Origin of the sequence: Vibrio sp. OPT24 (genome assembly GCF_015163545.1) — a bacterium.
Taxonomy (GTDB): Bacteria; Pseudomonadota; Gammaproteobacteria; order Enterobacterales; family Vibrionaceae; genus Vibrio; species Vibrio cyclitrophicus.
The window spans coordinates 174181-186161 of the sequence record NZ_JADDYI010000044.1 but is presented as its reverse complement, the minus strand read 5'-3'; the positions used below and the strand labels follow the sequence as shown (position 1 = coordinate 186161).

The 11981-nt window shown below is 43.5% G+C and carries 10 protein-coding genes; 3 read left to right on the top strand and 7 right to left on the bottom strand.

Translation table 11 applies throughout. From position 1 onward, the window contains the following. Positions 1 to 781: L-threonine 3-dehydrogenase (tdh, locus tag IQO02_RS09395; RefSeq protein ID WP_228006036.1), on the bottom strand; the 781-nt coding region annotated here is incomplete at its 3' end. Between the two features lie 110 nt (positions 782 to 891). After that, positions 892 to 2085 (bottom strand): glycine C-acetyltransferase, encoded by a 1194-nt coding sequence (locus tag IQO02_RS09390; RefSeq protein WP_010428877.1) that lies wholly within the window; start codon positions 2083 to 2085, stop codon positions 892 to 894. Positions 2086 to 2581: 496 nt separating this feature from the next. Here IQO02_RS09390 and IQO02_RS09385 point away from each other — a divergent pair, with 496 nt between their 5' ends. Together IQO02_RS09385 and IQO02_RS09380 are read left to right on the top strand one after the other, a co-directional pair. Next, complete coding sequence (locus tag IQO02_RS09385; protein ID WP_010428874.1) at positions 2582 to 3514, top strand: LysR family transcriptional regulator; 933 nt, start codon at positions 2582 to 2584, stop codon at positions 3512 to 3514. After that, the gene (locus tag IQO02_RS09380; RefSeq protein WP_010428871.1) at positions 3514 to 3897 is read left to right on the top strand and encodes a VOC family protein; all 384 of its coding nucleotides are present in this window, start codon (positions 3514 to 3516) and stop codon (positions 3895 to 3897) included. Before IQO02_RS09385 ends, IQO02_RS09380 begins: the two co-directional genes overlap by 1 nt. A 113-nt stretch (positions 3898 to 4010) precedes the next feature. Here the strand turns inward: IQO02_RS09380 and IQO02_RS09375 are convergent, their stop codons facing one another. The 4 genes from IQO02_RS09375 to IQO02_RS09360 form a co-directional block, all read right to left on the bottom strand. Beyond that, complete coding sequence (locus IQO02_RS09375; protein ID WP_010428869.1) at positions 4011 to 5522, bottom strand: PepSY-associated TM helix domain-containing protein; 1512 nt, start codon at positions 5520 to 5522, stop codon at positions 4011 to 4013. Positions 5523 to 5633: 111 nt separating this feature from the next. Continuing rightward, positions 5634 to 5984 (bottom strand): hypothetical protein, encoded by a 351-nt coding sequence (locus IQO02_RS09370; RefSeq protein ID WP_016769165.1) that lies wholly within the window; start codon positions 5982 to 5984, stop codon positions 5634 to 5636. A gap of 269 nt (positions 5985 to 6253) precedes the next feature. Then, entirely contained in the window at positions 6254 to 6649 is a 396-nt protein-coding gene (locus tag IQO02_RS09365; protein ID WP_010428861.1) for a cytochrome b562, read from the bottom strand. A 166-nt stretch (positions 6650 to 6815) separates the two neighbouring features. Further along, positions 6816 to 7562 (bottom strand): phosphatase, encoded by a 747-nt coding sequence (locus tag IQO02_RS09360; RefSeq protein ID WP_010428859.1) that lies wholly within the window; start codon positions 7560 to 7562, stop codon positions 6816 to 6818. 339 nt (positions 7563 to 7901) lie between these two features. Here IQO02_RS09360 and IQO02_RS09355 point away from each other — a divergent pair, with 339 nt between their 5' ends. After that, positions 7902 to 10916: an HD domain-containing phosphohydrolase gene (locus IQO02_RS09355; RefSeq protein WP_010428858.1), complete on the top strand. Its 3015-nt coding sequence runs from the start codon at positions 7902 to 7904 to the stop codon at positions 10914 to 10916. Positions 10917 to 10947: 31 nt separating this feature from the next. Here IQO02_RS09355 and IQO02_RS09350 read toward each other — a convergent pair whose 3' ends face one another. After that, on the bottom strand, positions 10948 to 11958 hold the full coding sequence (locus IQO02_RS09350; RefSeq protein WP_016785109.1) for a DMT family transporter: 1011 nt from the start codon (positions 11956 to 11958) through the stop codon (positions 10948 to 10950). Between the last annotated feature and the right edge of the window lie 23 nt (positions 11959 to 11981).

Here is an 11981-nt window from a genome sequence, read left to right as displayed (position 1 = left end):
TCTTACCGCCATGGTTCATGTTAGTCAGCATACTGTTGAACGCAGATGGGTTACCAGACATTTCTAGGCCTACATCGAAGCCTTCAGTCATGCCAAGATCAGCCATTACGTCTTCAAGCTTCTCTTCCATCACGTTTACTGCGCGAGTTACACCCATTTTTTTAGCGAGATCTAGGCGGTATTCGTTTACATCAGTGATAACAACGTGACGAGCACCAACGTGCTTAGCAACAGCTGCAGCCATGATACCGATTGGGCCAGCACCCGTAATTAGCACATCTTCGCCTACTAGGTCGAAAGAAAGCGCTGTGTGAACTGCATTACCAAACGGGTCGAAGATTGATGCTAGGTCGTCAGAGATTCCTGCAGGGATCTTAAATGCGTTGAACGCAGGGATCACAAGGAACTCAGAGAACGCACCTGTGCGGTTTACACCAACACCTGTTGTGTTACGACAAAGGTGAGTACGGCCACCACGACAGTTACGACAGTGACCACATGTGATGTGACCTTCGCCAGATACACGATCGCCGATTTCAAAACCACGAACTTCTTGGCCAATGCCAACAACTTCACCCACGTATTCGTGACCTACTACCATAGGTACTGGGATTGTATTTTGTGACCACTCATCCCAGTTATAGATATGTACATCAGTACCACAAATTGCAGTTTTCTTAATGCGGATAAGAAGATCATTATGACCCATTTCAGGTTTTTCAACCTCGGTCATCCAGATGCCTTCTTCAGGCTTAAGCTTAGAAAGTGCTTTAATTTTCATAATGTTATCCAGTTCATCTCGCCTAACTGTAAGGCGAGAATCAAAAATCTATATGTTCTATTGGGTGTTGCTCTATCTAATTAAAGGATGCTCGTGGCACCCCTTTAAAATTAGATGATACCCATGTCTTTACCAACTTGGATGAACGCATCGATTGCGCGATCTAGTTGCTCACGAGAGTGTGCAGCAGACATTTGCGTACGGATACGAGCTTGACCTTTTGGTACGACAGGAAAAGAGAAACCGACAACGTAGATGCCTTTCTCTAGAGCGCGCTCTGCGAATTCAGCCGCTACTTTTGCATCACCAAGCATGATTGGGATGATAGCGTGGTCAGCACCACCCATTGTGAAACCAGCGTCTTCCATTCGAGTACGGAAGTGAGCAGAATTTTCCCATAGTTGAGTACGCAGGTCGCCAGATTCCGCAAGAAGATCTAGAACGCGGATAGACGCCGATACGATTGCAGGTGCAACAGAGTTAGAGAACAGGTATGGACGAGAACGCTGACGTAACCAGTCGATTACTTCTTTCTTACCAGCAGTGTAACCGCCTGAAGCGCCACCCATTGCTTTACCAAGCGTACCAGTGATGATGTCGATACGGTCAACAACGTTGTGGAACTCGTGAGTACCTGCGCCGTTTTCACCCATGAAACCTACTGCGTGAGAATCATCAACCATCACTAGTGCACCGTACTTGTCAGCAAGGTCACAGATAGCAGGAAGGTTAGCGACTACGCCGTCCATTGAGAACACACCGTCAGTTACGATAAGCGTGTGACGTGCACCCGCTTCTTTAGCTGCGATAAGTTGCTGCTCTAGCTCTTCCATGTTGTTGTTCGAGTAACGGAAGCGCATTGCTTTACATAGACGAACACCATCAATGATAGATGCGTGGTTTAGAGCATCAGAAATGATTGCGTCTTCTTTGCCTAGAATCGTTTCGAATAGGCCAGCGTTTGCATCAAAACAAGATGTGTAAAGGATAGTGTCTTCTTTACCAAGGAACGTAGATAGCTTTTGCTCTAGTTCTTTGTGAGAGTCTTGAGTACCACAGATGAAACGAACAGAAGCCATACCAAAACCGTGTTGATCCATACCGTCTTTAGCAGCTTCGATAAGGTCAGGGTGGTTAGCAAGGCCTAAGTAGTTGTTTGCACAGAAGTTTAGTACTTCTTCACCAGTCGAGATAGAAACCGCTGCTTTTTGAGCAGAAGTGATAATGCGCTCAGACTTGTAAAGACCTTCTTCTTTAACTTCTTCGATTTGAGTTTGAATCTGTTGGTAAAATGCAGAAGACATTGTCTATTCCTTCCTAATTATTATTCAGCAGCATCGCGCGCCGCATTATGTAGGGGATGTAAACGATTTCAATTCGATCATTTACACTGTAAAACTTATACCCCTATTCTAGTTGAACATCCCCTTCTCGATTATCCCTTTAATTGGAAAAACATTAATGAATCGCAGGCACGAATAATAGTTCATCCCAGTGACACAGGGCACATAAACGCCTCAATGTTGTTCTTTTTAACGCAAGCTCTCCATCAATTACCTTCTAATTTCGCTTTCATATCGAATATCAATTTTTCATCTCAGAACGATATAGTGATGATTCTCCGCTTACCTCAGAATGTATAGCCTCTGTGACGCTATACAGATGAGATCGAAACACATGAAACGATCAGGCCGATCAGACTACGTAATTAATGCAATTAATGAAATTGATTCACAAATAACAAGTAATCACTCACAATTGCCATAACGCTCACGCTGAAACTTGTTTAATTGGATACTTATGATCAACCCAAAACTGATTGCCCTACTCCCAGATCTCGCATCCTTCATTTTGGTGGTAAACGAAGGAAGTTTTACCGCTGCTGCAAAACAGCTGGGCGTGACGCCTTCAGCACTCAGTAAGTTGATTACTCGCTTGGAAAAGGCCTTATCAGTAAAGCTGTTTGAACGAACAACTCGTACCCTAATCATCACTCAAGCTGGGCAACTGGTTTACGATCAAAGTGTCGTTATGATAAATGCCGCCCAACAGGCTGTTGAACTGTCGACGTCCGATCATACAGATCCTGCAGGCTCAATAACGGTAGCAGCGCCGGAAGCCTTCTTGAATTCGGTATTACAACCCTTTGTCGTTCCTTTCTTAAATCAATATCCTGAGATTCAACTTAAGTTAAGAGCCGCTGATGGCGACATCGATATCTTACGTCAAGGTATCGACATCGCGTTTCGTCTTACCGATAAACCCGACGAGAGCCTGGTTTTGAAGGAGTTAGGGAAAACTAACCTCGTACTGTGTGCGAGCCCTGACTACCTTGAAGCGAAAGGAACTCCTTACCACCCGACAGAGCTTTCAGAGCACGATTGTTTGTATCTTGCCGAAACAGACAAAGACCACATTTGGGACTTTCTTAAAGATGATGAATTTCACACAGTACCCGTCAGTGGGCGTTACGCTGTAAACCACTCACAGATGCGACTTAAAGGCGTTAAAGAAGGACTTGGTGTAGGTATTTTCCATGATTTTGTAATCCAAGATGCGCTGACTGAAGGTTCTGTTGTGCAAGTGCTAGAAGATTGGACCATCAAGAGTAACTACCATGGCGCAATCGCGATGCAGTTTGCTCAAACCAAATACATGCCTGCTCGATTGCGTGTGTTCATCGATTACGCAATGGAACACTTGAGCGATAAGCTGGCCGGAGAAATAAACTAATGCTGAAAGGAATACACCACGCCGCCATTATTTGCTCAGACTACGAAGTCTCTAAACGCTTTTATACGGAAGTTTTAAAGCTTGAAGTGATTGCAGAGAATTATCGTGAAGCGCGCCAGTCGTACAAGCTTGACTTAGCTCTGCCTAATGGCGCTCAAATAGAATTATTCAGCTTCCCCGACGCACCTGAAAGACCAAGCTTTCCAGAAGCTCAAGGACTGAGACATTTGGCTTTTTGTGTTGATGACGTTCAACATGCCAAAAGCTATTTGGAAGAACAAGGCATTGAAGTCGAACCGATTCGAGTTGATGAGTTTACGGGGAGATCATTTACGTTTTTCGCAGACCCAGACGGCCTGCCGCTAGAGCTTTATCAGATCTAAAGCTTTATCAAATCTAGAGCTGTATCAAGTCTAAAGTCTTCCTCACAAAGGAATCACCCATCTGATTAATAAAACGGACTTTCTCAAGTCGAGAAAGTCCGTTTACGTCTCAATTAACTCAATGCCGTCTTGAATTTCTCAACTCGCGAAACCAACAACCAATCCAGTAGCATTGCCGTCACAATGGTGGCACCTGCGAGTGGAAACAGTACTGAAATAACCACCACGGTCGCTAAGCCCACTTTCCAAAGTCCAACATCGCCAAACTTCGGTGGTGTTCCAAGCTTGCTTTGTCCTGAAGGCCTGCGCATCCACCACATTACTCCACCAGTCACTGACACCAAAATGAATGCCAGACAGAACAACGCGTTTAGAAGCTTGTTGATGATACTGATATCACCTTGGTGCAGAGAAATACCCACGGCTAAGGTTTTGGCGAATAAATTGTAATCTTGCCACGTCACCTCTCCTAGGATGCGCCCTGAATATTGGTCGAGGTGAGTCGTGCGATCTTGGGTTGGATCAATAATGTCACCGCCCATGGTATTCGCAGCCACGGTGTAAACACCCGTTTCTGAGCGCGGGAAATTGACTTTATATTGCGTAAAACCAAGAGATTGAGCTTTTGCTATCACATCATCAATCGAGAAATTACTCGCAGATAATGCATGCTGAGAATGATCCTCACCCATCTTAGAATGATCATGAGCTTCAGACGCTTCTTCTACTTGGTGGACGTGTTCTGCTGGCTTATCTTGAGACAAAGGCAGTGGCGTTTGTTCCAGATTCCATGGTAACTCCTCTTCTGATCCATGGTTGAGGGAAGCGTGAGTCTTGTCAGAAAGAGGGACGTCGTCCCACATTTGAGCAGGAAAAGTACTCCATGCTTGCACTAGCTTACCGCCCCAAAAACCTGTCCATGACAATCCCGAAAGAATAAATAACAGAAGAATGAATGACAGTGTTCCACCGATGTTCGCATGCAGATCACGCATTAAAATACGCGTTCCTGAACCAAATCGAAGCTTAAGAAAACCAGCGCGGCTAGCGTTATCTCGAGGAAGCCATAAGTAAATGCCACTGATGAGTAACAGAATAGACAAGCTTATTGCGACTTCAATTAGGTAATCACCCCAATCACCAATCAACAAAGTGCCGTGAATGTCATTCGCCAGTTGGTACAGGCTATCGCTGCGCGGGATTTCTCCTACCACTTCACCAGTGTATTGATTCACCGTGGCGAAAACGGAAGTGCCATCTTCAAGCGATACAGAAAAGCGGTTAGCTAGCTCAGGCGATTTGCTAGGCACCAATTGTGTCACTGAGCCTTGAGGGTATTGAACTTGTACTGAGGCTAGCTGTTCAGACACCTTGATCGGATCGCCCGATGCAACAATCTCAATTGCATCGTGATGAAATGCGAGTTCGATTTCATCATCAAACAGCATCACCAAGCCTGTAATACTTAGCATTAACATAAACGGGATAACGAATAACCCAGCATAGAAGTGCCAGCGCCAAGTGAGGAAGTAGAGAGTTTTATTGCGGTCTTTCGTTTTTTCACTGCTTGTAGACTGCGAAGTCGCTTGTGCTTTCGCAGAGCTTTGAGATTCATTTCTCAACATTATTATTTCCTTTGACACATGCAAACATACCTTCTGAAAAATCAGAAAGTAATCTGAGCATGTTTAACTTTACTTAATACTTTATTTTTTAATTATTTTAGTGGGTTAGGTTTAAGAAATATCAAAGGGAGGGCCGCGCGGGGCTTGCCTCGTATAGCGTTCGCTTAGAGCCAAAAAAGCGTAGCTGTCAGAGACAATAGAACTCAGTCGAGTTGTCAGTAGTGTAGTTGGAAGTTCATCTTGGTGAAACGTGGAAAAATGGCTAAACGGACACGGTTTACCTTTATGTGTGTTTGGTTCACCTTCTTCAATTTGAACCAGTTCAAAGCCATTAACCGTACATAACGACGCCCATACTCCCGCACTATTACCATGAGCATTGATAACAGGCATTAATGTTACCAATGCCCAGCTTAGTGCTGTTGCAAGTAACATAGAGAAGTTGAACGAGGTTCGGCGCATCATTCCAAATTTTTATAAATTTCCCTTATTATGAGGCACTTGGAATATAGGTACACGTAAAGATTAACATCAGGTTAAAAAATTGAAGCTAACGCACACTCTTTTTCGTTATAAACCGGTTACAGCATCAGAGCTAAGAAAGTATTGCGTATTTCTTTGCAGTAAGCCTTCGGGAAAATAGGCAATAAAAAACGCCGCCTTACTTCGTCCTCTCAAGAAGGAGGTGTAAGTCGGCGCTATATACGTTACTTGTTTTAGTCTTGGTTTGTTTAACCGAAGATCTTGCTCCAAATACTCGGATTACGCTTCTCGTGATACTCTTCACGAAGGCCGTCAATAGTACGAAGTTCTTGCTGTGCAGATTCAAAGTCACCTTGGTCTAGCTTCTGCTCAATGCTATCAATTGATACACTAATTTTTTTGAAGCCTTCCATGAAGTGTTCTTCTTTTTCAATTGGGTAAACACCCGTTTTCAGCTCAGCAACTAACGTGTCGATACGTACTATAGGCTTTTGCATCTCTTCGATGCTTTGAGCTTCAGCCGCTTGTTTGAATGCAAGCTTCATTTCTTGCATATTTTTCTTAAGATCGACATTAGCAAATGCGTTGCCAGACAATAACGCAGCAGCGATTAAGCCAGATAAAAGGATTGAGCGAGTTTTCATTGTTTCTCCAGATGAAGCGATGTCTTTGAAGATAGCGCCATCGTTGTTGAGGCACTTCGACTTTATTATTTTCGGCTAGTGTATACAAAAATCCATCGAGCACAAAAATTGATTGTGTCGAAATGCAAACTAGCTAGCTAATTACTGACAAGTACCAGGCAAACCATCATTCAAATACCGAAAACTCGGCAATCGATTGACGACCACGCAATGCCAAAAAAGCTAAGAATTGCTGTGGTGAATGGGTAATAACCTTGCTCGAATCCACGCCCACCTCATCAAGTAGTGAAGACACGAGATCCAACCCGCCCACATCTATGCAGAAATGCGCATCGCTACCTGTCGTAATAAACGCACCTTTCGCTTTAGCAATTCTTGCGATCTCGTAACAACGATCAACACTGCCAACGCGACTATTGCCTTTAAGCGTGGTGTTATTAATTTCGATCGCAACGTTATGTTCCGCCGCACATTGAATGACCGCTTCAAAATCGAAATCAAAATTTGGGTTTCCTAAATGACCAAGTGCATCAATTCGGCCGCCTTTAATCACATTCAACAATGCTTCTGTATGGGTAGTGACATCCGAGGGGCGAAATACTGGCTCATGAAAACTCGCGATCACCCAATCCAAGTTCTTATCCACACTCGGATGAATATCGATTTCACCCTGTGTGTTCATGATGTTTGACTCGACACCTCGAATAATAGCGACATCTTCAATAAAACGAGGGAGCACACGCTGGTTGCTGAAAAACCAATAGTGTGGCGCGCCTGGCATTGACTCTGAATGATCGGTAGTACAAAACATGGTTAACCCGTTTTGCTTTGCCGATTTTGCGTTTTCGATCAGCGTGCTGTATGCATGACCACTGGCGTATGTGTGGGTGTGAGTATCTACTTTGAGTTCCATGAATCAATGCCCTTTTAGCTCGGTCTTTAAACGTTTCTCAGAAAAAACACTCCTGTACCTTCTTCTGAAAATAAGTGCCTCGTGGCAACAATTTGACCAGTTTATCAGTTGAAAGTGACAATTAGCATCTAAACATCAAGGTTTATTATCACTTCATTTACGCGTCACCATAAAGCTTCGTTAGTAAAGCCTTGTTTAACGATTAGATTTATCCATCCCGCATCGAAAAAACGCAGAACCTTGGCTCAAGAACCTGTTTGATTTCGCAAATTACACCAATTTTTTGCAACCTACCCAAGTTCGTCAATACTTAAACCAGTTAACAAACCGGAGTGTTAGATGAAACGCAGACGATACCCGCTGAGTATCCACATCACGAGCCTTTTCTTAATTTTGACGACGCTGGTCGGTACCGTTTTGATATCGATAAGCTATCGCCATTCTCAAGATTTGTTATTGGGTACCGTTCGCGAAGTAAGTAACGAACATCGCGATAAGCTGGAATCGATATTTAAACAAGCCATTGCGCCTGTTGTTACCACTTTAAATGTGATGGCGGTAAGCCCGTTTGTGGATCATCAAAACGCTTCAATTGAAAAAGAGTCTTGGTTGGCGTCAGTCGATATTATCTTCAAACAGAATAACAATTTAATGGCTTTGTTTTATGGCTCTGATGATGGTGAATTCAGAATTTTTCGCCCTTTGACGTCTATTAAACAAAGAGCTGAAAACAATGCGCCATCCAAGGCTACCATGATGGTCAGCACAACCAATCTAGACGGCGAAAACGTGATTAATTTTCTAGATGGTGCACACCAAGTGATCAGCACAGTACAAGCTGAGAGCAAATTTAACCCCACGACTCGACCTTGGTTTCGCAACGCAAAGCCCGATGGTTCAATACAACTTTCTGAACCCTATCAGTTCTATTTCCTTCAAACCCATGGTATTACACTCTCTAGACGTTCTGCAGACGGCAAGCATGTGGTTGGTGCCGATTTCACGCTAAAATCTCTCTCTTCTCAAATCAGTAAGCTGGCCTACTCTCCGCAAACACGATTAGCTCTATTCGACCAACACTTTAACCTTCTTGGCGAGCATCAACTTGATCTATCAATACCTAACCTAGCCCCTCCAACCAATCAGGAAGCAAAACTAGGTGGTCACCCTGTAGGAAAACTATCGGGTAGCGAACAAGATCCAAGCTTTTTTAGTATACCTAAACGTGAGCAGATGGCTGCTCTGAAAGCATCCGTACTAGGGCCCCTTATCTCAGATGAAGAGAAGTTTAATCTCAACCTAAAAAACGTGGAGTACAATTTAAATACTTGGGCATTAACGTTAACACCTGTCGAACTCACTCAACATGTCACACTATATTTGGCAGAAGCGACACCACACAATGATCTACTGGCTGACCTCATCTCTATGCGTGATAAGCAAGTGGCTGTTGCAATTGGTATGTTGTTTATCTGTTTCGGCATCGTATGGTTTGTGGCGAATCGCTTATCTCAACCACTCAATACACTCATGCAACTCACAGACAACATTGCGCGATTTGACTTCAGACGAACCCACTATCCAAAAAGCATGATTCAAGAGGTAGCAAACCTTACACACTCTATTGAACTCATGGAGCACACTCTTCATGACTTGATCACCCTACTTCGAGATACAGCGGGTAATCAGGAATTTTCGATACTCGCTAAGAACATTGCTCATCAAAGCTATTTAATTACCAAAGCTGAAACCATCGTGCTTTTCACTCAATCAGAAGAAAAAGATGTGTTTGATACGGCTGCTAATCTCGCCATTATTCCTTTTAAAGCGGACATCAATGACTTCATCAAGCATACCCCTTGGTTACTATGCCAACTTAAAGCAGGCGAAACCATCCATCTAAACCGCGAAGACAACGTTCTTAATTATTATCAAGACTCGATCTTCAATTCAGACCTGTATCTGTTTCCACTATTGAACCGCGAAAAACTGTTGGTCGGCATTGTTGCCATTGGTTATGAAAGACCGATCACTAAGATGCAGGCCGACAAGCATGCCTTTTTAAGAGAACTGCTCAGCTTTGCTGAAATAGCTAAAGACAATATCGACCAAATGCAACAACAAAAAAACATGCTCAATGCTTTCATCGAGCTGATTGCATCGGCAATTGATACCAAATCACCTTACACCGGTGGCCATTGCCAAAGAGTCCCAGAACTCACTAAATGGCTAACCCAAGCCACGATTGATGATGACCGTTATTACCCGCAATTTTCATTAGATAGTAAGCAGTGGGAAGAGTTGATGCTCGCTGCATGGCTTCACGATTGCGGTAAAGTCACCACGCCGGAATATGTGGTAGACAAAGCAACAAAACTCGAGACGATTTATGACCGAATCCACGAAGTTCGCATGCGTTTTGAGCTGTTAAAACAACAAGCGGAAACCGACTATTGGAAAGCCATAGCTAACGGGGCGCTTCAAGAAGATCAACTTAAAGTACTCGAACAAAACTTGTCAGAATTAGATGAAGAATTTGCCTTCGTTGCTGATTGCAACCTGGGCAGTGAATCAATGACGGAAGAGCAGCTTGCACGCTTAGATCAAATAGCAAAACGTACATGGAAGCGCACATTAGACGATCAATTAGGGTTATCTTGGTCTGAAAAAGAGAGATTTAACACTCAACAGAACATCACAGAACCAAACGAGAAGCCATCAAATAGCAAAGAGCCTATTTTACCTGTGATGGAGCCGTTACTTGCTGATAAGCCAGAACATAAAATACAGTGGGATAATGGCTTTAACCCTGCAGATATGTGGCAAGAAGAGTTCGTTCTTAAACCTGGAGAAGTAAAATATAATCAAGGTGAACTGCATAATTTGAAAGTACGTCGTGGCACCTTAAACGACGAAGAACGTTTCATGATCAACGACCATATCATTCAGACTTTCACCATGCTCAATAAGCTCCCTTATCCGTCTTATCTCAAAAACATTCCAGACATCGCGAGCGGACACCACGAGCGTATCGATGGTAAGGGATACCCAAGAGGCCTAAGCGAGGATCAATTGCCTTTACCGTCTCGAGCCATGGCGATTGCCGATGTGTTTGAAGCTCTAACCTCAAGCGACCGTCCGTACAAAAAAGGCAAACACTTAGACGAATCGCTCAATATCATGACCGACATGGCCACCAGCGGCCATATCGATCCAAAACTGTATTTGCTATTTTTGGAGAACAAAATCTACGACAAATACGCAGAGCGATTTCTTGAAGCTAACCAACAGTCCGAGATTGATCAGAAGAAGCACATAGATCGAGTAAAAGAGTACATACGCTCGTTGTTCTAGGTATTTTCCAATAGTCATGGATTCTTAACGTTTAACTTTTAACGACAGAACCTAACGCCTCAGAGTTCAAAGCATTCACTGTCGTTATTGGGAGTTGCTTGGTTTTGACTTTATATTGCCTTTTAGCCAGTAATGTATTGGTAATGCTTGCCACGACAATCAGATTAATACCAAGGATCTGCTGGGTAGAGAAGACGTCATCGAAGAACAAGCCCTGCCATAACGCACTGAATAGCATATTAGTAAAAATTAAAGGCGCGAGTTGAGAGCCGCTTTCTGCAAGTTTATAGGCTTTAGAGCGGAAGATTTGCGTATTAATGGTAAACAACGCGAGTCCAAATGCTCCAAGTCCAATCCAACCTAAACCATCAATAGACAGTAAAACTGTTAAGGCGCCATCAGCTTCAAGGACGTCAGGCATAACAGAAATGGAAGTGAATAAAACCATTGGTAACACGAGTATGGCTGCGACTAGAAACGTCCATGCATTTAGCTCTGCTGGCGTAAGGCTCGTCTTAGAGGCTCGATACAAACTCACTTGCGAACCCGAGTTAAACATTCCCGCTAACAATCCTAGCAACAGTGCAGGCCTAAAGAAATCCGAGCCGAATTCAAACTGCGACCAATCCCCTGCCATCATCACTACACCAACAAAAGTGATCGCTAGGCAAACCACCGTGGTTGTATGAACTTTTGTGCCAAATATTAATTTTTCTAACAAAGGAATAAACAAAGGGCCGGTGCTGAATAATACAATCCCCTCAATAAGGGTCAGGGTTTGTAGTGACGTTAGAAAGCACCACTGACAGGCCACCATGAAAATCGCCCGCATCACTAAAGGCTTCCACATCTTTCGTGTCGGTTTGCTAATTTTATAAAAGATCAAAAAAAGAAATAGAAAAAGGCTGGGTAATAAGAAACGCACAAAACTCAGCAACGAAGTGGGCATGGTTTCAGATAGGTACTTAGCCACTAAACCGCTTATAGACAAACTGAATGTCGACAACAACATAAAAGTCGTCGCCTTGGTAATATCAGACATAATTATCACCTCCTATGGCACCT

Coding starts and splice junctions, on each gene's coding strand:
- IQO02_RS09380 (WP_010428871.1), top strand. CDS start 3,514: ATGCTGAAAGGAATACACCACGCCGCCATTATTTGCTCAGACTACGAA.
- IQO02_RS09350 (WP_016785109.1), bottom strand. CDS start 11,958: ATGTCTGATATTACCAAGGCGACGACTTTTATGTTGTTGTCGACATTC.
- IQO02_RS09355 (WP_010428858.1), top strand. CDS start 7,902: ATGAAACGCAGACGATACCCGCTGAGTATCCACATCACGAGCCTTTTC.
- IQO02_RS09370 (WP_016769165.1), bottom strand. CDS start 5,984: ATGCGCCGAACCTCGTTCAACTTCTCTATGTTACTTGCAACAGCACTA.
- IQO02_RS09360 (WP_010428859.1), bottom strand. CDS start 7,562: ATGGAACTCAAAGTAGATACTCACACCCACACATACGCCAGTGGTCAT.
- IQO02_RS09385 (WP_010428874.1), top strand. CDS start 2,582: ATGATCAACCCAAAACTGATTGCCCTACTCCCAGATCTCGCATCCTTC.
- IQO02_RS09365 (WP_010428861.1), bottom strand. CDS start 6,649: ATGAAAACTCGCTCAATCCTTTTATCTGGCTTAATCGCTGCTGCGTTA.
- IQO02_RS09375 (WP_010428869.1), bottom strand. CDS start 5,522: ATGTTGAGAAATGAATCTCAAAGCTCTGCGAAAGCACAAGCGACTTCG.
- IQO02_RS09390 (WP_010428877.1), bottom strand. CDS start 2,085: ATGTCTTCTGCATTTTACCAACAGATTCAAACTCAAATCGAAGAAGTT.